The sequence below is a fragment of the Microbulbifer maximicatervae (SeqCode) genome (assembly GCF_052467505.1).
Map to the genome: position 1 here is coordinate 1,661,412 of NZ_CP174313.1, position 24,525 is coordinate 1,685,936.

13 protein-coding genes are annotated in these 24,525 nt (G+C 44.3%); 7 read left to right on the forward strand and 6 right to left on the reverse strand.

Features of this window, described 5'->3' with window-relative positions:
* From hflD to ACJJIN_RS07445, 4 genes are all read left to right on the forward strand, one after another.
* On the forward strand, nucleotides 1-639 hold the full coding sequence (gene hflD, locus ACJJIN_RS07430; RefSeq protein WP_444898233.1) for a high frequency lysogenization protein HflD: 639 nt from the start codon (nucleotides 1-3) through the stop codon (nucleotides 637-639).
* A gap of 15 nt (nucleotides 640-654) precedes the next feature.
* Nucleotides 655-2,028: an adenylosuccinate lyase gene (gene purB, locus ACJJIN_RS07435; protein WP_444897517.1), complete on the forward strand. Its 1,374-nt coding sequence runs from the start codon at nucleotides 655-657 to the stop codon at nucleotides 2,026-2,028.
* 128 nt (nucleotides 2,029-2,156) lie between these two features.
* Entirely contained in the window at nucleotides 2,157-3,311 is a 1,155-nt protein-coding gene (locus tag ACJJIN_RS07440; RefSeq protein ID WP_444897518.1) for a JmjC domain-containing protein, read from the forward strand.
* A gap of 1 nt (nucleotide 3,312) precedes the next feature.
* The gene (locus ACJJIN_RS07445; RefSeq protein WP_444897519.1) at nucleotides 3,313-3,735 is read left to right on the forward strand and encodes a GNAT family N-acetyltransferase; all 423 of its coding nucleotides are present in this window, start codon (nucleotides 3,313-3,315) and stop codon (nucleotides 3,733-3,735) included.
* A gap of 49 nt (nucleotides 3,736-3,784) precedes the next feature.
* Here the strand turns inward: ACJJIN_RS07445 and ACJJIN_RS07450 are convergent, their stop codons facing one another.
* Nucleotides 3,785-4,390, reverse strand: coding sequence for a TMEM175 family protein (locus ACJJIN_RS07450; protein ID WP_444897520.1), 606 nt, complete (start codon nucleotides 4,388-4,390; stop codon nucleotides 3,785-3,787).
* A 462-nt stretch (nucleotides 4,391-4,852) separates the two neighbouring features.
* Here ACJJIN_RS07450 and ACJJIN_RS07455 point away from each other — a divergent pair, with 462 nt between their 5' ends.
* Complete coding sequence (locus ACJJIN_RS07455) at nucleotides 4,853-6,181, forward strand: MFS transporter (protein WP_444897521.1); 1,329 nt, start codon at nucleotides 4,853-4,855, stop codon at nucleotides 6,179-6,181.
* Here the strand turns inward: ACJJIN_RS07455 and ACJJIN_RS07460 are convergent.
* Both ACJJIN_RS07460 and ACJJIN_RS07465 read right to left on the reverse strand, forming a co-directional pair.
* The gene (locus ACJJIN_RS07460) at nucleotides 6,143-6,730 is read right to left on the reverse strand and encodes a flavodoxin family protein (RefSeq protein ID WP_444897522.1); all 588 of its coding nucleotides are present in this window, start codon (nucleotides 6,728-6,730) and stop codon (nucleotides 6,143-6,145) included. The genes ACJJIN_RS07455 and ACJJIN_RS07460 overlap by 39 nt on opposite strands.
* Nucleotides 6,727-7,572 carry an arylamine N-acetyltransferase family protein gene (locus ACJJIN_RS07465; RefSeq protein ID WP_444897523.1) on the reverse strand — a complete coding sequence of 282 codons (846 nt, stop codon included), beginning with the start codon at nucleotides 7,570-7,572 and terminating at the stop codon, nucleotides 6,727-6,729. The genes ACJJIN_RS07460 and ACJJIN_RS07465 overlap by 4 nt, the downstream gene beginning before the upstream one ends.
* Before the next feature lie 192 nt (nucleotides 7,573-7,764).
* Between ACJJIN_RS07465 and ACJJIN_RS07470 the strand changes: the two genes are divergently transcribed.
* Entirely contained in the window at nucleotides 7,765-8,721 is a 957-nt protein-coding gene (locus tag ACJJIN_RS07470; RefSeq protein WP_444897524.1) for an MBL fold metallo-hydrolase, read from the forward strand.
* Between the two features lie 235 nt (nucleotides 8,722-8,956).
* On the opposite strand, the gene ACJJIN_RS07475 is transcribed toward ACJJIN_RS07470, so the two are convergent.
* The 3 genes from ACJJIN_RS07475 to ACJJIN_RS07485 all read right to left on the reverse strand — a co-directional run bounded on the left by ACJJIN_RS07475 (nucleotide 8,957) and on the right by ACJJIN_RS07485 (nucleotide 22,190).
* The gene (locus tag ACJJIN_RS07475; protein WP_444897525.1) at nucleotides 8,957-10,870 is read right to left on the reverse strand and encodes a BamB-related PQQ repeat family beta-propellar protein; all 1,914 of its coding nucleotides are present in this window, start codon (nucleotides 10,868-10,870) and stop codon (nucleotides 8,957-8,959) included.
* 674 nt (nucleotides 10,871-11,544) lie between these two features.
* Entirely contained in the window at nucleotides 11,545-12,021 is a 477-nt protein-coding gene (locus ACJJIN_RS07480) for a hypothetical protein (RefSeq protein ID WP_444897526.1), read from the reverse strand.
* On the reverse strand, nucleotides 12,018-22,190 hold the full coding sequence (locus ACJJIN_RS07485) for an RHS repeat-associated core domain-containing protein (protein ID WP_444897527.1): 10,173 nt from the start codon (nucleotides 22,188-22,190) through the stop codon (nucleotides 12,018-12,020). The genes ACJJIN_RS07480 and ACJJIN_RS07485 overlap by 4 nt, the downstream gene beginning before the upstream one ends.
* Before the next feature lie 1,534 nt (nucleotides 22,191-23,724).
* On the opposite strand from ACJJIN_RS07485, the gene ACJJIN_RS07490 reads away from it, so the two are divergent.
* Nucleotides 23,725-24,525, forward strand: coding sequence for an IclR family transcriptional regulator (locus ACJJIN_RS07490; RefSeq protein ID WP_444897528.1), 801 nt, complete (start codon nucleotides 23,725-23,727; stop codon nucleotides 24,523-24,525).

Below are 24,525 nucleotides of genomic sequence, written 5' to 3' on the forward strand. Positions count from 1 at the left end.
ATTTTGAATAACTGGCGGGATCAGGCACTGGCACTGGCAGGAATATTCCAATCCGCAACACTGGTGGAGCGCCTGGCCAAAACAGGCTCTGCACCGCAGGAACAGCTGGAAACCGGGGTATATAGCCTCTTCCAACTAAACCCTGATCGCACTGAAGATATATTCGCCGGTGCAGACAAGCTGCTGCCCGGCTTAAAAGTATCGCAGCAAATACTAAAGACCCGGCAACACCCGGAATATACCGACAGTCTACGCTACGCCCTCTCGGTGATCTACCTGCAGCGACAACTCAGCAAGAATAATGACCTGCTATCAATCATTGGCAGCCGATTGGATAAGGCCAAGACTCAAGCAGAGCACTTCGAACTGACTCACGAGAATGTATTTTCCAACCTCGCCAGTATCTACAGCGATACGCTAGGTACCTTCCGTTTCCGGATTCAAGTACTGGGTGACTTCAATTACCTGCAACAGCAGCGTATTGCCAATCAAATTCGCTCCATGCTATTTGCCGGCATCCGCTCGGCAACCCTATGGCGACAGCTGGGTGGGCGTCGCCTGCACCTTTTGTTCCAGCGCAAAAAGCTTTTGAATGCGACCAACGAATTGATCGCACATATCGAATCTATAGAACACTAATCCCGGAGATTTACTATGACAGTTGAGCTTTCCGCACTCACAGCGGTATCCCCTATTGATGGTCGCTACGAGAGCAAGACTGCCCCCCTGCGTGAAATTTTCAGTGAATACGGCCTGATCCGCGCCCGCGTTGAAGTGGAAGTACGCTGGCTGCAAAAACTTTCCGCACATAAAGAGATCGCCGAAGTTGAGCAGTTCGACGAAGCTGCCAACAAGCTGCTCGACAGCATTGTGGCCGACTTCTCCCTGGAAGATGCTGAGCGCATCAAGGAAATCGAGCGCACCACGAACCACGATGTAAAAGCGGTTGAATACTTCCTCAAGGATAAAATCAGCAGCAATGCCCAGCTGGCAAAAGTGAGTGAATTCGTACACTTTGCCTGCACCTCTGAGGACATCAATAACCTGTCCCACGCCCTGATGCTTCGCGCCGGCCGCGACAACGTCATGTTGCCTGCGATGGAAGCCCTGATTGACGCTATCGCAGGCCTGGCCCAGGACTTTGCCGATGTACCCATGCTGTCCCGTACTCACGGCCAGACTGCCAGCCCGTCTACTGTTGGTAAAGAACTTGCCAACGTGGCCGCGCGTCTGCGCCGCCAGGTAGCCCAGATTAAAGCGGTACCGCTGCTAGGTAAAATTAACGGTGCGGTAGGTAATTACAACGCTCACCTGTCCGCCTATCCCAATATCGATTGGGAGCAAAATGCTGAAGAATTCATTTCTTCTCTCGGTCTTAGCTGGAACCCCTACACCACCCAGATCGAGCCCCACGACTACATTGCTGAGCTGTTCGACGCTGTTGCCCGCTTTAACACCATCCTGATCGATTTTGACCGCGATGTATGGGGCTACATCTCCCTGGGTTACTTCAAGCAAAAAGTCGTAGCCGGTGAAGTTGGCTCCTCCACCATGCCGCACAAAGTTAACCCCATTGACTTCGAAAACTCCGAAGGCAACCTGGGTATCGCCAACGCCGTATTCCAGCACCTGGCCGCCAAACTTCCAGTATCCCGCTGGCAGCGCGACCTGACAGACTCCACCGTGCTGCGCAATATGGGGGTGGGTGCGGGCTACTCCGCCATTGCCTATGCCGCCACCATGAAAGGCCTGGGCAAACTGGAAATCAACCGCGAGCGCCTGGCGGAAGACCTGGATAATTCATGGGAAGTATTGGCAGAGCCGATCCAAACGGTTATGCGTCGCTACAACATTGAAGAGCCTTACGAAAAACTGAAGGCCCTTACCCGTGGCCAGGGCATCACCCGTGAAACCCTGAAAGTATTTATCGAAAACCTGGAGATTCCCGCAGAAGCCAAGAGCGATCTGCTGGAAATGACTCCGGCATCCTATATCGGTAATGCCGTAGAACAGGCTCGCAAAATTTAACCGAGCCCAGCTACCAGCCGCACCCAGTGCGGCTGGTCATCTTTTAAGAAATACAAAAGTACGCTGGATAGTTTTCGAACCTCAGAATATCCAGATACAACCCCAGCCTTCTGACAGTGAGAGTTACCGTGGCCAGCCCCCTTACCCATCTTGGCGACATGCCCATCGAAGTTTTTATGCGTGAATACTGGCAGCAGAAACCCCTGCTGATACGCAATGCTTTCGCCAACTTTGAATCACCCATCTCGGGTGAAGAACTCGCAGGTATGGCCCTGGAGGAAGCGGTCGAGTCTCGCTTGGTATTGGAAAATGGTGAAAGCGGCCCCTGGGAGCTGCGCACAGGTCCATTCACTGAAGAGGATTTTCTCTCCCTCCCTAAAACCCACTGGACCCTGCTGGTACAAGCTGTCGATCAGTGGATGTCAGAAATTGCTGAACTAAAAGATTTCTTCCGCTTTATCCCCGACTGGCGTCTGGATGATGTGATGATCAGTTACGCCGCCGATAAGGGCAGCGTTGGCCCCCACTACGATCACTACGATGTGTTTCTTCTCCAAGCCGAAGGCAAACGCTTGTGGCAGCAAGGCCCCAAAGTGGATGAAAGCAATCCCCGCCTGGAAGGAACGCCCCTCAATATCCTGAAAGAATTCGAAGCAGAAAATAGCTGGGTACTAGAGCCCGGCGATATGCTCTACTTGCCGCCCCAATACAGCCATTGGGGAATAGCCGAAGGTGGGTGCACCACGATCTCTATTGGTTTCCGCGCCCCTTCCGCCGCAGCGATCCTCGAAGATCTCGCCGCTGAAGTTGCTATGGATTTGCCGGACAGCCAGCGTTACACCGATGCCCGTGCTGGAGTGGCGAAAAACCCAGCGGAAATTGACCCCGCCTCTGTTGCCCGCCTGCAACAACAACTCGGCGAATGGCTGCAGCAGCCGGCGAAAATCGCCCAGTGGTTTGGCGCGATTATGACCGAAGCGAAATACCCGGATACTGTCGCCCTGGACGCTGACGACGCTGCAGACTGGCGCGAACAAATGCCCCAGGGAGCACAACTGGTTTTAAATCCCGCTTCCCGCACCGCCTTTTGCCGCGAGCCAGCCACTTTATTTGTTGATGGTGAAGCCTTCCCCTGCCCCCTGGCATTTGCCGAGCAGTTTGCTGAATCCCATGAAATATCATGGGATGATATCGAAGCCTTCCCGGAAATTGCCGAAGACAGCGGCATTCTCGATCAGCTGGTTGCACAGGGCACCCTGATCTACCCTCCTAAGGATTTCTGAGATGCCAGTAGCTATACGCCTAGCCGATTGGGACACTGACCGGGACGCAATTCGCTCAATACGCGAGGCCGTTTTTGTGCAGGAACAACAGGTACCCGCAGACCTGGAATGGGATGATCAAGAGGAGACATCCCAGCACTTCCTCGCCTACCGCGAAACAACTCCGGTTGCCACCGGACGCCTCACCCAAGGCGGAAAGATTGGTCGTATGGCTGTGCAGAAGTCTTCACGTGGGTGCGGCATCGGGGCCCAGCTATTGCAGGCCATCTGTGAGCGGGCGAAGGAACAAAACTTTCAGCAAGTCCATTTACATGCACAGCAACATGCTGAGGGGTTTTACTTGCAGGCTGGGTTTGAGGTGGAAGGCGACGTGTTTTACGAAGCGGGAATTCCCCATTTCAAAATGGTGCGCAGCCTGATTTGACCATTTTGAGGCCTGCCACCAGCAACCATATGGCAGGCCCAGCCCCATCTCAACTCTCTACTGGGGCATAGCGCTTCTCGACAAAGTGAGCCAAAGGCGCTATCCCCAACACATATACTATCCAGAGCCCAAGCCCCCAATAGGGATTGAAAAGGGTCAACAAGCACGCCAGGATACTGGTACACAACATCACCATGCTGACCACTAGTACACGGTGCGCGGATACGTTCGTTCGGTTCGCAGCGACACACCACATACCCGCAATTGCGATAGCGGCCACCGCGTAGCTGGCTGACAATAAGATCACTGACCAAACCTGGTCTGGATACTCCCCCATCAAACTTGCAGGAAAAGGAATAAACGCCACCGCCCCCAATAGCAAAAAGTTAAAACTGGTAAAGGCAACCGATTTAAATTGGTGGTCCGACATTAGATGATTGTGGGTAAGCCATAGCCGACAGAGAATCGCAAAGCTCAGTATCCAGGAAAAAAAGTGGGGCAACTGCTGAAGGATATTGCTGTGGAAATCCTCGCCGGGCTTTATATCCTCCAGATCGGGAATCTGGATATTAAAAACCAACAGCGTCATAGCAATGGCAAAAACACCATCACTGACGGCATTAATACGGCTAGCCAAGAAAGACTTTCGACGCATGGGCCACCATCGATTGCCAGGGTTGCATACTCATTAAAGCCCAGTCCCGAAGCAAGATCTCACCTCTAGTTTCAATATGCCAACAGCGTTCACACCACTCACATCCCTTCCACCTGATAACGAGCCACGGAATGTTTCTATTGAGGAGATGAAATCATATGGTAACGACTTTGTAAGTGTATTCTTTTAAATAAAGAGTCTATTGAAGCTCCTCAATACGGCACCGCCTAGCAAATAGCATTCAACTTCAACAGCCGTTGGCGATACTTTGATCAAACCTAGCCGCCCGATCGATTTCCATCCTACTTACTACCAACCCTTTCTGTTCGGGCTACGGCCATTAATTACTCTAAGATCTATCTAATGCGACTTGTTTCACATCCATTAAACCCCTAGCGCTTTCTCCCTATTGGCCGCTGCAATCATAAGCAGGAGCTGAGGAATGAAGCCCAAGGCCGAGACGTGGCAATAGACACCGATAAAGAAAAGCCTATGGGGCAGAAACACTTCCGCTACGCGACTTGGACAGTTGCAGTCATATTTTTCAGCGCCAGCGTAACCAACTCAATCCTATTTGCCCTACTATCACCTAGCCTCACTCAAGAACTCAATCTCAACCATCAAAGCTTAGGGATGCTGGGAGGATATTACTTTGTCGCCTATTCTATTGGTCAACTGACACTTGGCTCACTATTGGGCCCTATAAGTCCACGGTATTTACTGAGTATCTCAGCCACCCTCGCCGCTAGCGGCTGTGTAATTTTTGCCAGCAGTCATTCTTTCGGAACAGCCCTTACCGGGCAGCTCTTAGTCGCACTTGGATTATCCAGTAGCTTTTTGGGAGTTATCTATGTTATCGGACGGGATTTACCTAATAAGTTTTCACTAATGGCCGCTGTTAGCCAAGGACTAGCTAATTTCGCAGCAGCTTCACTCTCATTACTTATCGGTTTGTTCGATACCGAAGTCTCATTCCGGGAGCCCTACTTCATCGCAGCGCTATTTTTTATTTGCCTTGCTGTGCTGCTATTTATTTTTATTGGCAGCAATCAAAACTCTTCCCATGAACTCTCTGCCAAAAAAGCCACTCAATTTGACAAGCTAAATTCATGCTTAAAATCAAGAGCTTTTTGGCTGGCCCTCACCTTCTACTCCTGCCTTTTCGGCGTAGTTATCGCCTATTCTGATTTATGGAATATACAGTTCCAAGTTGATTTTTTTCGTGAAACATCCAGAGAAAGTGCCCTACTCAATGCGATGATTTCAACGGGTATCATTATCGGCAGCTTTATTGTCGGTGCTTGGTCTCATTATCGGGGAGATTATGTAATTCCAGCGAGAACTTTTAGTTTCTTCTCAATTATTGCTGTCACAGCTTTACTGAGTATTCACTTGTCCGACTCCTGGACTTTGACGGCAAATTTTCTCTTAGGATTTGGCCTCAGCAGCTCAATTCTATCTCTCTCGATAGTACAATCTGAACTTCCTGAAAAGGCGCACGCCATTGCCTCTGCCCTTATTGTAACTGGGGGCTTTGTTTTAGGAGGGGTAATTCAAACCCTCATAGGGCTCTCACTTGATCAAGATATAGAGTTCGCTTATATCCGCTCCCTCAGCGATTTAGTAGCCAGACTTTTTGACTTTGCTCCACAACCAACACAGAAATTCTACAATTACCAAGCGGGATTTCAGCTAATCGGGATTGTCGTCATCGTAGGCTGCATCAGCAGCCTACTTTTGAACAGCAAAAAGCTACTCAAGAAACGTGGTCCTAAAATCGGAAGTTCGTAGTGCTAAGCCTGCGATTCGACGTCCTAAATGTACGGCTGTAAGTCGGTCCAACTCATGAATTTCACCAGCTCCCTCAGCGACAGCTACCAAGCCCGACTGACAACCACCCCGGTTTCTACCCAGGGAATCTTGACTCGGTAGAATATCCAGAGGAACCCACAACATGCCCATTTGTGCAGCAAAGACCTGTAGAGTCCTGATGGTACCTAGCTGATCACCACTAAAATTACTACCAACAGTAAATCCTGCAGCTAACTTATCCAGCCAGCACCGATCTCCATAGCGCTCACTTGCTGCATCCATAAATGCTTTGAATTGAGCGGAGACAGTACCCATAAAGGTCGGCGACCCCATTACTATGGCTTCACATTGATCCAACTGAGCTAATAATGACTGATCTTCATAACGTCCGTGAAGAATGCTCTCTCCCTGAATCTCAAGGGCAACACCAATACAATTCTCTAGCGTGTTAACCCCCTCCACCACGGACTCCGCAAGAACTTTACTGCAACCAGATACAGAATGGTAAACAACACCTACCCTCTTCATATGACTCGCTCCGCTATGCCGTCTGACTCAAATATCCGGCCTAACTTTTGATCAATTTCTCTGCCAGACGGCACTTCTATCCCAAAGATATCCAGTAAAGTAGCCCGAAGCTCATCAACATCCGCTAACATGACAACACTCTTGGAGCCTAAAAGTGGTTGATAGCTTAACTGTCTATTGAAAAGTGTATGCCGCCCCTCTGGGAAAGACCGAGCAACAATCAAGTGCTCTACAAACCTGGATTTAGGGTGCGTTGAACAATACCAACTACCAATTTTATAATCGCCATGAGTTTTAGGTTTCAAGTCAAAGCTGTACATAGGTTGCCAACCACTATCGGTTGTAACCTCTAACAGGTACTCACCATCTATTAAAGTAAAGCGGTAAACACCGTGCGGTGTGCTCTGACGATCACTGGAGTCTAAATTGAGTGGTGCAGTCAAAGTGTTACTTCCAAATCCCGCATCTATCAGGAAGCGTGTACCCTCAAGCTCCACCATCAGAATCATATGCGACTGAGCGGGTTGATGCCCTATCGGCATTTGCCACAGTATCCGTGCGGCGAGGTTCGTAACTTTAAAACCGATTTGCCCTAACACTGCCCCTAATAAGGCATTTTGCTCGTAACAATAACCTCCACGTTTTTGTTGTACCAACTTGGCCTCAATAGATTCCAACTCAATATCCACGGGGCTTCCCAAAAATGAAGTGACGTTCTCGAATGGAATCGTACGGACGTGCTGGGTCAACAACTGCTGTAGACACTGCAAGTTAGCACCCGGGGCTCCATCAAAATTAATACGGTCTAAATATTGCTGCAAGTTAATACCAGGGGTACCCATCTCGATTGTCTCCTCAAAATCCGGGCTCATAAACAATAGACGGGAGCTTAATACCTAAACCTAACTTGAGGTCAATAGCTTTTTTTCATCTTCTACACTGCTTATCAATCAGAAGTTAATCACAGCCAAAGCTCAGGAAGACCCCTAGCCAGCGTAATCTTCAATATTGCTAAACAATCAGGTAGCGACTAAGTGGAAATACTGTTTTTGGGGACATCATCAGGCACTCCGACCAAGCAGAGGAATGTTTCTGGTATTGGGCTAATAGAAAGCCTGGGAAAGAACTGGTATTTGATCGACTGTGGGGAAGGTACCCAGCAGCAGATTCTACATACAAACTTATCACTAAACAGGCTAAGTGCAATCTTTATCACCCATAAGCATGGCGATCACTGCTACGGACTCCCTGGTCTACTTGGTAGCTCGGGAATGCAACGAAGGACAGCACCACTGACACTTATTGCCCCTCGAGCCGTTTATGAGTGGCTTCTATCAACTCAAAGAATCACCGAACTCTATTTCCCATTTGCGCTCGGCTTCATTCCTGTAGAAGATCTACCCCAAGTAGACATCGGGCAATTCACTATTGACACTGCACAACTTTCTCACAGGGTTCCTTCCTATGCATATAGTTTTACTGAAAGAAATATTGAGGTTACTCTTGATACGCAGAGACTAATTTCTGCTGGTATCCCCAAAGGGCCCCTATGGGGAAAACTAAAGGCCGGTATCGATGTCATCCATCAAGGTGAGACATACGCTGCAACCGACTTCATTCTGAAGCCAAGGTCTCCACGAAAAGTGACAATTTACGGGGATAATGATAACCCGCAGTTATTAAATGATACCTGTATTAATAGCAGCGTTTTAGTGCACGAATCAACCTATGCAAAAAAAATGGCTGTAAAAGCAAGGCATGTGGGGCATAGCTACTCCACCCAAGTAGCTTCATTTGCAGAAAGTCGTTCAATACCTAACTTAGTTCTCACCCACTTTAGTACACGCTATCAAAAAGATATCGATGCAGATTGCTCAATTGAGACGATCAGAAACGAAGCTCAGTCCGTATATAAAGGGCAGCTGTATTTAGCCGAAGACTTCATGAACCTTAAGCTAGAAAAATCTGGGAATCTCATTCAAAAAAATTAGTAAACCATACACTAGGAAAGCTAGCTAGCACTAGCTGACTCCCTCGGATGTAGTGGCACACTTGTTTCTTGCCTAGATAGTAGAACGATTAAGTGAACTACACATAAATAAAGATGAAACGAATTAGTTTGCTCAAACTTTACACATCTTATTGACAAAGAGAACTGCCAGATTTGATGGCATTGCCCAAACGTCAAAACAAAGTCTTAGCTAAAACCGACCCAGTTAATCCTACTCATTCATCATCTAAACCAATATCACTTTGCCAAATTAATGGCCCATCTATTTGCATTTGGTTATCACCCGCTGAATCACTATTAAGCATCATCTGAGAATTCTGTGACATCATCGAAGAGGTTGTACCGACCTTTAGCGCATATACATTATGAGTATTTCCGTGCACAAATAAGATAGATCCATCTTCACTAAGTGCTGGGGTAGCGCTAATTGTCTCGCTTTCCGGCAACTGATAACTCCAAACTTCATCACCACTATTTGTATCTAGACCAAATACAGAGCCATTATAAGTGACAACATAGAGGACACTTCCATCGTCATTAAGTACAGGACCCGCAATCACTCCATCTGCCATTTCATTCTTCCACTTTGTAGTTTTATCAGCTCCCAATGCAACAACACTCCCACCAGAAGCATTGTTTGTACCCACATAAATGGATCCACCAAAAGTTGCAGCTTTATTCATCACTATTCCGAGGTTTTCCAAAGTCCAATCTAGATCACCACTGGGTGTGAATCGATAATAATTATTATCAAAAGCTCCTAAAAATACCGTTCCATTTTCGGTAACAGTTAACGAGGCGCTAATTGCATCTTCAACTTGATCTATGGGGGACTCATCCCATTGGTTCTCAGGTACAGAAATCGAAACGGAAACTTCAACCTCTTTACTAGCACTACCACTTGGTCCCTTAGCTGAAATCATATACGTTGTAGCGAACTGAGGAGCAACACGCGCGGTCCCTTCATTAGACAACTGACTAAAAGACAAATCATTTGCATCGTTACTCAAAGAAATAGAAGTGGCCCCAGTAACAGACCAACTCAACCCAACACTATCACCTGCCCGTGAAACTATTTCTGGCAAGGCTGTGAAAAAAATAATATTTATTGCGGGATAGCTGTTCATATCAAATGGATCACTACCAACTGCAATTTCTTCTAAATCATAAATCCCATCAAAGTCTGAATCAATTTGAGAAGGGCCACAGCCCAAGCTATTTGCCTGCTCTTGAAGTTTGGTAAATGAACAGTGATCTTCAAAGTTTGCAATACCATCCTCATCAAAGTCTGCCGCGATTGAAATAACACTACGAGATATAAGGACATCAGACTTAAATAGGCTGGCTTCGACATCTACCCAATAATCACCAATAGAATGAGCTAATTCACATTTACCGACACCAGTTGTGGTGTCAAAACTACAGGCGGCATCATTACCCGCCACAGAGACTGTCAATAAGGCGCCATCTAAATCCGGACCAGAACTAGCCCTCAATCTTAGTGACGGTTTATCTGTACTAACTAATGACTTATGAACTGGAGATTCAAAAAATAATCCATCCTCGATCGCATTTTCTATGGGTTCAGGCACTTCAGGCACCTGATCGGAAGAGGCAAGAAGCATATTTATTGCCGGTAATATCTGAAGAAACTCATCTATATTAGATATACCATCCCCATCACTATCTATCTGGATAGGACTACATCCATTTAAATCTGCGGCTAGTGGGTCTAGTGTTCCTAGACATTTATCTTCGTGGTTTGGGATCTTGTCATTATCTTCATCTACGGCTATGGAGATCTCAATCTCATCTAGAAGGTCACTGCCATCAAACAACCAGACTTGTATAGATTGCCAGCCGTCAGAAAGGCTAATCGCCAAAGAGCAAAAAGCCATACTCAAATCTTCATCGATCAAACAGTTGCTTTCAGGTAAGCCATTTCTGCCAATTCTTAGACGGAGATCAGACAGACCTTGGGTATTCTCCAGCTTTATACTGAAATCCGGAAAACGGCTGGCCACTAATGAGTTATCTAGTGGAGAGTCGAATAGCATGGCTGGCTTTGACTCAGCCATCACTATAGACGCTAAGGTTAACCAAAGAATAGAAATTAAGATTCGCAACACCTTTACACTCCACAGCCAGATTAAAAACAGACACAGATCGGTCATTTCAATTTACAACCATAGATAATTATAATTTTTTTAAGATGACAGCGTTATAACATAAAGATAGAAACCGGGATCCCAAACACCACACCCACGTTTCGAGGGAAAGATACACAAAAAAATGAAAACCCTCTAAAAATCAAAAAAACAAATCGGCTACCAAGGCAATGACACATTAAAGAGAATATTTATCCCTCCGGAATAAAAACTTCCACTCACCACAAAGCACCAATAAACAACACTCAAGGAAAGCTAAATAAGATACCTTCAAAACCCCGAAAGGTAAACTTACAATCTCTCACCACCCCAATAATTCACAACTGTCAATTGAGAAGATTTTTATTAAATCTTCCATTATAACCTATTAACCCATACGAACTAAGACTTATTTAAACCATCTAAACTTCTGACCAATTTATCTCCCCCCATATAAAAAATTATACTCATAAAGAATATAGAGGTAACACCTTAATCTGCAACCTGCAAACTCACCCTTAAAATTTCTGAGATATATTCAAATCTTTCCAGTATCGGCATCACCCCAAAAACCGCCCTATTTAAATAGTGGAGCGTGGCCGCACCAACCATATTTCAACTAAAACCAGAAACCATATAGATAGCCTTTCTAAACTCTACGGAAGTTGTAATTTGTCTATTTTTTTTGGAGAAAAAGTCTGACCTTTACTAAAACTAAACGCCATGCCATTTCTGAAATATAGCAATTCATCAACATGCTCATTCCGCAAGTCCGGCTCCTCTGTAGTTATATCAGCCCCTTTTAAGACAGAATACCCGTCCATGAGATCTCGAACTTGTAGCCTTGGGTGCAATGAGACCCCGCAAGATACAAATGCCTGATATGATGTGCTTCTTTTTCCAAAAGTTCCAATTTCCCCGCGAGTAAACAAAACCCCCATCATATTTTTTCCTACATAAACGTAGGCTCGATCAATATCCTCAGGAAAAACGTTACCCTTAATCCTTGTATACTCTACTAGACACAAGTCTATTGCTTTCACTCCTCGCTCAGAAAGTTGCGAATAGTCACCTATTGCATGTAACTTCACCGAGAAGAGAAAAATTATTAGAAATATAGATATTTTCTTCATTTAATCACTCGACTTGGGGGAGTCCCATATATCCCCACATGCGAACAGCCAGGGTCACAAACACCAATTTTTACAGTTCCTTTCACCACCACACCAAGGTACAGGGGTTTTTTCGCACTGGAAACCCAACTGGAATCTCCGCCATTAAAGTCCCCAGAGTAGTTATTCATCCTGTTAGAAAACATCAACCTACCATGAGGGTGAGTATGATAACCAATAAATCCTGTATTCAGATCCGCAGAGCCAGGCCCGCCAATTTTCGGTATAGTGTAATGCCATCCATTCTTAGACTTCCAAATATTGCCAGAAACTTCAAGTCCGTACTTTTCCGTTAACGGCGCTGTCGCATCCAAAACTTCTGTAGCGGCAGCGTCCGGACTAGTGAAACTACGATACCTATTTAAGGTTTTATCTGCAACTAGCGCATCCAACTCCTTTTGAAGAGCTTCAGCATTTTCAGGCGATCCTTCCCCAGCCGTAGAACTAACCTCTTGTACACCACTGTCACTCTGTCTAATAGAATTCATCACCACCTTAAACGCCGCCGTAGCCGCCCCATTTGCAAACTTACCACCTGAAAGTTTGGATACTGTACCGCCAATCACAGCTTCAATAGCGACCCTCCACCAGCTAAAGATGCCACCGCCGACAAATTGCGAGCTATTAAAAGTACTTGCTAGAGCTGTGATGCCTGCGGCAACAAATCCATGACCAAATTTCCCACCTTGGAGTTCAGCCATCACTCCACCAGTCAAGCCATGAAGCGTAACTTTTATTGCTAAGCCTTCCTTCGCGAAACCGGCAGCGAATTTCCCATAATTTGCGTTAAGACCCTGGCCAATACCTGCAAATGCAGCCGCAGAAACCCCTGCAACAAGTCCACTTTTCGCAGCATCTTTAAAACTTGCCCCCTGCAGCATGGCATCTGTAAATGCAGCTGCCCCCATCACAACGGCAATAACCCAAAGAGATTTTACCTCTAGAGCAACCAACATAAATGCCGCAAACATTTGCACTATATATCCACTTGGGTCGGTCGCATTTAGCGGATTATTCCAAGTATAAGCGTAACGATTATGGGATTGGCTATACTTCGGCTCTTGCACAAATGAATCTGCTTGTAGAAACTTTGCTAAACGTGGATCGTATATACGGCCATTCATATGGATTAGACCAACTTGATCTAGCATTTCATGGCCGGTAAAACCGCGAGTCGTTATCTCTGTAGCAAAACCAGTAAGCTCAGAACTCAATAGAGTTCCCCAATCCAATGCGCTGCGGCGCTGGCCCCAGGCGTCAAAACTAAATTGCTGTCTGTTTCCATTTTCATCCTCTGCAATCTGTCCCAAGCTATCCGTAATTACATCGAGAGACCCAAGGTGATCCTTGTGAATGTAGCGACTCTGGCGTCCCGTAGAAGATATCGTTACCAGTGCACCGCCAGGCAAATAACGCTTGATTTCGGTATTACCTCCTTGAGTGACTTTCTCAACATTACCGATATAACGGGTTTCAGTAATTTGCCCATTCTTAGCGATATCCTTGCGAAGGTAACGCTTACGCTCTGGACCATACAAAAACTCAGTTTTATGACCATCCTTGGTGATTTCCGAAGGCTTATCAAAAGTGGTGTATCTTAATGAACGTCCACTAGAGTCACTGATCATGCTACCATTTCGATTATATTCGTAGCTGACCCCATCCGTAGTTTCACATACTGCGTTAGGTCCAAAAGCTTGAGCACATTCATTGCCGTAACGATACTCGCCAACATCTGACTTATAGATAATATTTCCCAAATCGTCATATTCCATTTCCAGCGTATCCCGCCCACTGACTTGGGATTGTTTCAGTCTATTCAATTCATCGTAAACAAAATCTTCACGCAGATTTTTATCGCCACTACGGTCCTCACGGTATTTAAGGTTGCCTAAATCATCCCAAAAGTATGTGAGGTCCTGAATAGTTTGAACCCCGAGAATATGCGCAACTTGGTTGGTAAGACGCCCAGTGTCTGGGGCAAACGTCTTCTCTGTAATAACTCCATTACCTGTCACGTACTCGGTCACATTTCCCCGAGCATCCATTTTAAGTACCGTATAAAACTCTTCAGCAGTGGCAAGATTTAACTGCTCAGCATCTACAACCTGTTCGAGATAACCGTACTCGTTATACTTATGCTGAATTGCACTACTTTCCCAGTTGCCAACACCGCCAGCATCAAATATCTGGAAAGCTCGACCATATTGGTCGTAATTACTTTTCTCGAAATAATCATCTCCTTCCGCAAAACTAGTTATTGTCTCGTTAGGTCGACCTAGATTATCGTAGCCATATAACTTGATGTAGCCAGAATTAAAAGCTTCTACTTCCCTCATTGCTGCCGGTGGAGTACCGTATTCATCTGCTTGTAAATTATTATTGTAGCGCCACTGAGTGGTTTCGACTGGATTTCCGTTAGCATCTATATCAACTCGTTCGATCAAGCGTCCAAGACGATCATAGTGATTTACCACCCCTTGATCTTCTGCATTTGTCTGCTGAACCAAATCACCAAACGCATTATAACGATAGGACCAGATACCTTTATCCGGGTCGGACATTAATACCTTACGACCTAGCAGGTCATACTCAATCTCCGTGACTATATTTCGCGAACTATTACCATGGTTTACTACAAATCGCTGGTTACCTTGGGCGTCATGCTTGAATACTTGTACATGCCCAAGATTGTCTTCTACTCGAACGGTTTCTCCAACCGCATTACTTGTCGCTCGGTGAACCTGGCCTTTAGGATTTATAGTAATCGCGGTATAGCCATCATATAGCATTGCCAAGTCATAAGTTGTGCCATTTGAACTACTAATGCCTGGCAGATTTGAACCTATCACCTTTCCGGATAAGTCATAAAACTGCGTTGTCCAGTAACTCGTACTACCAGATTGGTAGGGCTCTGATTTATGCTGGACACGCCCCAGCTTGTCGTACTCAGTATCTATATAGTTCCAGGCACCATTAAAACCAATATTAGCTTTGCGTACTTCTCGAGTGAGACTATCGAAACATACAATAGATTGCCCACCACCCGCTACACGCTCAATAGCCTGATAGACGGCGCTAGTCGGGCACTGCGCCCCCGCTGGAGCAAGCAGGTTGATTTTGTGGGCACCCGTTGTATTGTATTCTAGAATTTGACGCCCAAAAGCATCATAGGAAAGAAACGTGTCCATTCCAGTGATATCTGTAATCAGCGTTGGTTGACCAATACTATTACGTTCAAGCACAGCCATGATCGTCTGACCGTAACTATTTTCTTCTCGATCTATAAAACGTCCATTATCGTAAATCCACCGTTGCAGGCGGCTCTCTTCGTTATCTGCGATTTGCTCGACCAGGATTTTATTACCATAATGATCATACTTGTAATTTTTAGTTAATTGTAAATCCAGTGAATCAAAACCACCATTATCTGGCTCAACTACTTCGCTTCGCAATAGCCCAGCCTCACTACCGCTATCATAGTAAGTAAAAATACTCTTACGCGTCGCCTGATGAGATTCACCAGCTTCAACTCGACTATGAATAACTTCTGTCTTGGTCAAACGCCCTAATTCAGCATAACCACTAAGGTTGTGATCAGGGTTATTAAAGCTAACCTCCTGGCCTTCACCATACTCATTTAATGTTTCTGTTGAAAAATTATCCCCGTTAGGTGCATCGATAACAACATAGATACGCTTGGCATTGCCATGCTCATCCTGTTCATTTACGGTAGTAACTGTTTTTAGAAGCTGCCCTTGTACCTGACCGTTGTTTTTGAACTCATAAACCTTTTCTATACTTTCAGAAATATAAGGCTGTAAGGCTCCAAGAGCAGCTGTGCCATTGGATATTGAAATCTGCGGCCAATTTGACTGCCATCCATTAAGATTCCAGTTATTTTTTGCTTCACTCATCAACATACCTTCCCGCGTACGCTGCTCCGTAAAAACCGGATAACCGATATACGGGAAGTCCTGACGATAAGTCGTTGTAGTCGTAACACCAGACTGCTCATCTAGCGTTTGCACTTTTTCAAAGCCAAGATAGCCTCGCCCACCCGCTTGCATTCGCCCCCGACCATAAAAATAGCTAACAGCGCTAGTTGCTGTAATATCGACCAGACCCGGACTACTATCTGCGGCTGGAGCCGTACTTTCTACACGAGTGACTAGGAATTGGGGGCCCTTCATATCCATAACCACAGAAGATCTCCCAAGTGTATTATCTTCAGTCCAATCGCCGTTAGTAGCCGTGTAAAAACCGTTGAGATCTGATGCTTTATACGTTAAACACCAGTCCTTAGTAATAGTAGAATTATTACTTTCTTCATCGCAGTAATTATCTAACTGAGTTCCAATTGCTAACTGAGCATAGTGTGCACTCGAAGATGTAGAGCTATATTCAATCGTGGTTTTTGCTCCAAGTCCATTGGTGATCTCATTAATAACATTTGGTGCCACCTTACTATTTGGCGATAAGTACAAATGAAGAATGTTACCCAAGAACTCGGCATGATCAGTAACGCCATCACCATTCATATCTACGAAGAAATCCTTTCCTTCCGGAAATATATATGAATGTTTAAATGTCTCTGGGCTTAAATACTTGTTTGACCTTTCCTCCCAGCGCCTCAAATATAAGCTCCCCATATATTTTCCTGGCTGCCTGATAATTAAATCCAGATCTCCGTCGCCCTCAAAATCAAACCAATTAAAATCATCCTCTTGCTCATAACTCCCTAAGCTGACGTATCCCCCAAAATCAATACCGGTATTTAGTTGATACGAAACTTGATTTTCGTCCCGAATAAATAAATCAACGATCCCATCTGAATTAATATCGACAGTTTGCATGGATTTATTAAGATACCCATGCCTTTCATTTGGCAAAGCCTCAAACTTTCTACTATCCCCTTTAAAACCATCAGACTGCTGAAAATCAAATAACTTTTGATTCAGTATTAATTTGCTATCTTTAACTAGCGCCAGGTAGAAACGAGCATGCACCGACTCTAGGCCTGGTGCTTCTCGTGTAATCGGGTCAATTACCGAATCCCACTTTTGTTTGGTATTAACCAGCACCAGATCTACTTGTCCGTCTGCATCAAAGTCACCCAATGCCTGCGGATCCAAATAAAGTGAAGTGCTTTCTCGAGTTTCATCAATCCCTGACCAAGATTCGAGGCCAACTATGCTCCAGTCAACATGATCGCCGAAATGATAGAAGATTCTTGATGACTCCGATGCACTTGTGTCCCGCTGTAAAAGCCGATATCCACTTGCGCTAACCGCATCAACCAATCCATCTCCATTAATGTCAATAAAGCGAGTATTTTCCTCCGTTATAGGAAGTTCTAATGGCTGCAATGACGAAGGAGGTAAGCTCCATTCACCACTTATCGAGTCGGCCTGGCTGATATGGAGTACCCAATGACCGCGCTCTCGAACATAGATAGCCAAATCCGAACGGCCATCTGCGTTGTAATCAATCATCTCCCACTGATATGGGCTAGATAGATCCTCTCCATACTTGAAGGCTAACTTCTCACTTCCATATCCATTACCATCACTAAGAACATATTTAAAATACTGATCGTGAATTCTTCCATCATCATCCCAGTCTGGCTCCTGCCAAATTATATCCATATTCCCATCACCGTTTATATCGGATGGGCGAGGTGATAGTGCCGTACGATCTCGTTGGCTACTTAGTGTGATTGCTCTTGAATAATCTGGGTCAAAGTCCCTATTTAATAGGTGCCAATCAAAAACAGTATCCGGCAGGCAAAACCCACTCGAACACTTCCTAATTCGTTCCACTCTACTTAAATAATCATGTCCTGTATCTAAATAGTCTAATTCATAACTAAATAAAGATTCCCCATTAGATCCCAATATACTAATTTCAGTTAAACGTTTTTCACTGGAAAAGTATGCTCCAGCGTAATACCCATTAACCACATCCATTCTATCTTCATATTCAAATGCTACTCGTGCTTCAGGCAACCCTCCTCCTGCAAAAGCATACTGTATTTCACGAATACGATGGCCTTTATCTGTAGCATATATGTAATCAATCCCATTCCCAGCGCTATCCTCAAAACGACTCACCATCCAACTCAACGTTCCAAGTCCACTATATTCTTGATGAGATTTATTTCCATGCCCATAATATCTTATAGACCCATCTTTACCCTCAACAGTGAAGTAAAGAGGGCTTCCAGTAATACCCCCATGGGCCGTTATCAATACATAGGTATCAATCTCAGTTCTATATTGGGATTTAGGCTCTCCATAAGTATGATCTGAAACAAGTATTAATCTTGCTCCATCTAAACAAAATCGATCATCTTGTCCCCAGGATATCCCACTATTTTTCTGATCTTGAGACAATGTTTGTCGGCAACGAGTAATTGATGACAGGCCATCAATATTCCAGCCTTGTCCTACTAAACCGTTGCCTCGTTGGCTGGAATAAGAGAGTGCCAATTCAGGGGTCACACCGGCGGTTCCAACGGGAAGCTCTATGGGGATAGAGTAAGTAGATGCGCCAGTCTCACTGACTTTAAAATCGCCAGCAAGAAATCCTATTGATTGTGAGTCTCTCAACTCGACAGTACTGATTGCGGGAGCCTCAGCAGGCAACGGTGGCTCATCAGGAATACCATTGTAACAACCGGCTGCGCAGGGGCTTAGGTTTCGGTCAAACGCGTCACCAATTGTTACGAAATCTCCATCTGGATCATCACTAGGATCATATTCCGTGGTGCCAAGGAAAAGGATTTCCCACCAATCCGGTAATCCATCGCCATCACAATCCCGTGTATACTCATCTCCATCATCACATTCAGTTACTGCCCAGCTATAGTCTTGATCATATAAATAATCAAAGCTCAGCCCCAAAAATTGGCTGGTTTGGGCGGTATATTCCGTTGACTGAGTAAATAAAGTCGCTACCTGTCCCCTTGAGTACCCACTTGCTAACATATCAAGGAGCATTTGTTGACTGTAAGAGATCCCCCCCCACAAGAAGTTCGGTTGAGATTGACCGGGAAATATCCGTTCATATAACGATTCTAAGAAACGTTCATTGCTTTGCGTTTGAGGGAAATTACTCTTACCAGTATTGGAATTAAGAAACGCTTCCGCGATATCAACTTTGCTGACAGATTTACCTACTAGCTGATAAGTCCAAAAAGTTAATACCTTCTTGTCTAACGGCAAAGGGGGTTGTAACAGCCCACGATACAATCTAGCAACAGCCAGGAATTCTGCTTTCTTTGAAAAGTCTGGATACCAATCTCCGATTTCCTCCCATAGCAAGCTATCATCAACACTTTCCCAAATAATTTTTCCCGTACCTGAGTTATTACGCGGAAGCGCATAGATCTGACTGTCATCAACTGTAGTAAAATATATCAAATCTCCACCCGCGAGAACGGGGGTTTCAGCAATTCCTGAACCTGCTGGATAGGTCCATTTAATCGAGCCATTCGGGGCATTAACTGCGTATAGAAATCCATCCATTGACCCAAAGTACAGATTTCTTTCTTCATCAATTACTACTGATGAAATGACTTCACCTCCAGTACCTAATCTCCATTTCTGATTAGCATCAGGAGTTATCGCGTATAAGCTATGATCAAGCGATCCGACGTAAATAGTTCCATCAATACCATCAACCCGTGGTGTTGCCTTAATAATTCCACCGGTCTCAAATGGCCATGCAGGCAGAACACTGCCGTCTATCGAACTTAAGGCAAATAGATTATTTTCCGCACCAACATAAAGGGTTCCATCTTTCCCAAGTGCTGGGGCTGATTGTGTTTCCCCAATGATTTCCGTGGCTCTATTCCCATAGATAGTGATACCGGCACGGCTACTGTTTGGATTTACTATTGACGCCCTCACACCCAATTCAAAAAGAGCTTTGTAAATGTCACTGTTTGGAGATAGTTCCACTTTAACTCTAGAAGAAGAAATACTATCGAAATCAGAGAAAGATAACGTCTGCTCAATACTTGGATTATGGATACCAGAAAGCACAAGCGATGCTTCAGGGTCAATCCCTAGTCCTAAGATTTCTATACAAGAATCATCACAAGAGAGGGCAGCTCCAGTCAACCTTGGGGACAACACGGCCAAAGAAACTATCTGACTGGAATCACTACATCCAACCGCATTACATGCTTTTACTCTGTAGCTATATACACCCGGCTGTTTATCTATCACCGTATAATTATTATTTATGCTGTTATTACTCACTGTTACCCAGTCAGTTGGATCTTCTGGACCTCCATTTTTTTCCTGAAGCAGATAATACTTTGGCTGTATATCGCCACCACTAGAATCCCATACATTCCAACTTAACTCGTAATTGCCTGTAAAAACTTGCGCTCCTTTGTAAGGAGTAGCAATTAATCCAGCAGGTGAGCGCGGCTCTTCTTTAACAACAGATACACTAATTTCAGGACTTGCTTGGTCACTGCAATCCGCTCTATTACATGCAAAAACCCGAAACCTATAATCACCGGCAGCCATGTTTGAAAAATAATGTCCGGGGAGTTTATTGTTAGAAAGGGAGACTTCTTGAAAATCGCTATCAATACCTTGCTGTAATTGTTGTAAACGAAAGTACTCTGCACCTTCCGGCAGATTCCACTCTAGTTCAAAGTTGCCTGTAGTATTATCTGGAATAGGCGCAATTTCTTCGTCAACTGTTAACATTGAAGGAGCTTGCGGAGGGGCTAAAGCTAGGATCGTTAATGGGCTTCCGTTCGATTTCGCGCTTAAGCCCTCATTATCAGTCACTCTTACTTGCAACTGAAAATTTCCAGAGTAGTCAGGCGTCCAACCCACTAACTCATAAGGAGCTGTTTTATCTAACCCTAAAATAGCATCATCGAGCAAGAACTCCACTGAATCTACTGTTCCATCATCATCCAGAGCATGTGCAGTTAAGGTCACATTATCAAACTGTACGATGGTTGAAGGAGGAGAATCTAACCAAGCTGATGGGGCTGTATTATCTAAAACTGCTACAGATATTTTGGGTGTAGTTTTTTTTGCTCCTAAACTATCTTCCGCTTCCGCCCAAAGTTTTACCGAATTACTTTTAGGGCTTGAATTCCAATTTACCCTAAAGCAATCAGAGCACTTATTATTATCTTTGGTAGCTTTACCCACCCAATATTCCCCAGAGCCACTCCCATTATCCCTATAAAAATTTACTTCTTTAATTCCATTATAATCAGAAGCTTGTGCATAAAGGGTAGGCAGCTGGTCTGGTCGATGGGTTTCACCGTGTGGAGAATCTAATAGAGAAATAGTAGGATTTTCATTTGTACGAACTTTGACGAAAACCTCACTACTCCAGCTATCGGCACATTCTATTTCATTGCAAGCTTTTAGCTTATAATAATAAGTCTTCCCTTTAGCTCTGGCCGTGTTCGTTGTATATGAAAGTGCAGTCGGCGTATCAAGAGCTACGGAGTTGTAAGTTCCAGAACTACCAACTTTTTCCTCTAAAATATATTTACTTACATCTCCAGAAGGCTTACTCCATCCTAACGTATATATTCCACTGGCTGCTTCTTTTTCGGTTGGAACATCAGATATTATTGCTTTCGCTGGCTTAACCAGAGTATTAACTGTAATTGACACTGTTTGACGCCAGCCACCACATCCCCCATAGGAATTGCACCCAGTTATAATTTCCAACTTATATTGGTAGCTGCCATTGCCCCTCGTTAGAGATTTATTAAAAAACTCAAGAGAACCTATCCGGCCCACATTAGAATTACATTCATTGCTAGATATCAAATTCCAGGAAACACCCTGATTCAGACTTTCATAAAAAAAGCAATTCCCTGGACCGAGTGGTGGTGGCATTGGCATGCCTATACCTACCCATCCAACATCACTATTTGACGTTCCCTTGACCGTAAAATTCCCACTAGTGCTTATACCTGAGGGAGAAACAGACAAGTTGACCTTATCTCCCCAGTCGTACCAATTCATCCCGCTAGGATCCCACGCATAGCTATAACGGGAAGATCCAATAAAAAACAGAAAAAATAAACATAGAAAAAAATGTAAATAACCTTTAGCTAAAACGGAATGCTTCATTCTTATTTTCTCAGCTCAACCAAATAGTTTTTCGCACACAGAAACAGAGCAACCTAAAATACACCCGCCCAACAAATAAACAGCCAAATTTATTTAAGTAAAACTCATCCAGCCTCACGATAAAACCCCAACCACGAGACAAGAACTTAACACCATAAAGCACTAACCTTCTCGATCACAAGAGCATCTATCAAAAAACAGAGCCATAACCTATTTACAAACACAGAACCAACAAAACCTAACACAACAAAATATTTATTTACAATTAATTTTCTACAGCCTTAAAAACATATACTGCACGACCGTCCAAACTATCAATTTTTAAAGACCAAAAACACCAGCCAATCAATTAATTTTTGTATAATAATCAAAGATATAACCTAAACAGCATAAACATACACCACCAAAGGTGGTAGAACATTTACAAGCCAACTCAAATAAAACACCCCTAAATTTTTATTAAAAATTAGCGGCCGTCTGTGCAGCTAATATATAGCATGTAGACGCCAACAAACACGATTGAAACTGACCAGCCTGACTCACCTGACCTGCTTGAAATCCGACTTATCACGCTAATGATTTACAGGGAAACCATAGCCTCACTGAAATTATATTGGCGCAGCAACTACGGTCATGCTTTATCACACCCCAGGAAATATTTTATTGTGCTCTCCACTTCTGAAAGGCAAGGCCTGATACCCAATCACAAAGACAGGAAACTAAAGCAGACTAGAAAACAAAATCATTATTTATAATTTAACGAAACAAGTTACATACCGATCAAATTTAACAACCGGCCTGCAGTATTTATTAAATAGGGAGCAGCACATGCACTAGATTTAAAATTCCGAGAGTAATCTTTGAATTTCATTTGACAGATACAGTATATTTGCCACCTCTTAAATCATACTTTGGTGCTAGCTCATTAGCTCTGATCCGATAAATTATTACCTCGCCACAATCAGCATTATTTGTCCGGATATTTTTACTTGACCTTGAAAAATAAGCAACCAATTGATTTAAGCAAAAAATTAAGTCGACACAAATGGGCTTAGTAAGTCTTGTTTATACTTAACACTCACACTATAAGGATAAAAGAACGTTCTTGACCTAAACACTTGAAGAAATAAATATCGATTGCGTGTCTCGCATTCTGCAATCAAAGCTCAATCCTAAACATTAATACCACAATAAAAACACCTTGAACATTGCCAAAGGTTTACCTATAAGGATCGTATGGAATCAGTTTGTACCTTTATTTTGATACCAATATTTTAGTCAACGTGACCTTTCCACTTAGCAAAACCAACTTGTTCAATGTAGCCAATAGATCATATATGTAGCCATCATTACCTAACCCTCTCTAGACATAGGTACCATTGCAACTCCAGGCTTAGCTTGATTTTACTATTAAAGTCAGATCAAGCTTGTCGCATCTATGTATTCAACTGAATAGAAGTTAAAATATTGACTCCCTACTTCAGATTTTGGAGTACAAATTGTATACTTACCATCAACATGAAGGACTAAACCAATGGTCTCCCTAAGTGACTTCCCCAGAAAAAAAGATACCGAACCAGATCGGAAATTTATTGAGGCTTTAGCTCGTGGGTTGGATGTGCTCCGAGCTTTTCAACCTGGCGATGGCTTTCTGAGTAATTTGGAGATCGCCCAGCGCACTGGCCTGCCCAGATCCAGTGTTTCCAGGCTGACTTATACCCTGACCAAATTAGGCTATCTGACCTACTCTGATCGAATGGAAAAATATCAGCTGGGTAGTGGCGTCCTGGCTCTTGGTTATGCTTTTGTCTCAAATCTCACAGTCAGGCAGGTAGCCAAGCCTTTAATGCAGGATCTCGCCAATTCTACTGGTACCGCTGTTGGTCTCTCTGATCGGGACCGGCTGGATATGATTTTTGTCGAGTTCTGCGCTCCAGCAAATGTCACAACTTTTCGCCATGAAATCGGAAATCGCGTACCCATAGCTTCCAGCGGCTCCGGGCGAGCTTTTTTGGCAGCACTCCCTCAAGAAGAACGAGAATATTTTTATGGCTACCTGGAGAAAAAAGCTGGTGATCAATGGCCAGCAATCAAAGCCGGTATTGAAGAAGCGGTCACCAGCTACCAGCAGCGCGGCTTCTGCTGCTCTTTTGGCGAGTGGAATCGCGATGTCAACGGTATCGCAGTACCTCTCTCTTTAAGCCAAGGTCATATTTACACTTTTAATGCTGGCGGACCTGCTTTTAGGCTTAACCCGGAATTTTTAGAAAATGAGGTAGCTCCTCTATTGAAAAATTTAGTAGGTAATATAGAAGCTATGTTAATCCGATATTAG

Excerpts from the sequence above, each read along its gene's own strand:
- purB (WP_444897517.1), top strand. The coding sequence starts at position 655 with ATGACAGTTGAGCTTTCCGCACTCACAGCGGTATCCCCTATTGATGGT.
- ACJJIN_RS07445 (WP_444897519.1), top strand. The coding sequence starts at position 3,313 with ATGCCAGTAGCTATACGCCTAGCCGATTGGGACACTGACCGGGACGCA.
- ACJJIN_RS07450 (WP_444897520.1), bottom strand. The coding sequence starts at position 4,390 with ATGCGTCGAAAGTCTTTCTTGGCTAGCCGTATTAATGCCGTCAGTGAT.
- ACJJIN_RS07460 (WP_444897522.1), bottom strand. The coding sequence starts at position 6,730 with ATGAAGAGGGTAGGTGTTGTTTACCATTCTGTATCTGGTTGCAGTAAA.
- ACJJIN_RS07465 (WP_444897523.1), bottom strand. The coding sequence starts at position 7,572 with ATGGGTACCCCTGGTATTAACTTGCAGCAATATTTAGACCGTATTAAT.
- ACJJIN_RS07480 (WP_444897526.1), bottom strand. The coding sequence starts at position 12,021 with ATGAAGAAAATATCTATATTTCTAATAATTTTTCTCTTCTCGGTGAAG.
- ACJJIN_RS07485 (WP_444897527.1), bottom strand. The coding sequence starts at position 22,190 with ATGAAGCATTCCGTTTTAGCTAAAGGTTATTTACATTTTTTTCTATGT.
- ACJJIN_RS07490 (WP_444897528.1), top strand. The coding sequence starts at position 23,725 with ATGGTCTCCCTAAGTGACTTCCCCAGAAAAAAAGATACCGAACCAGAT.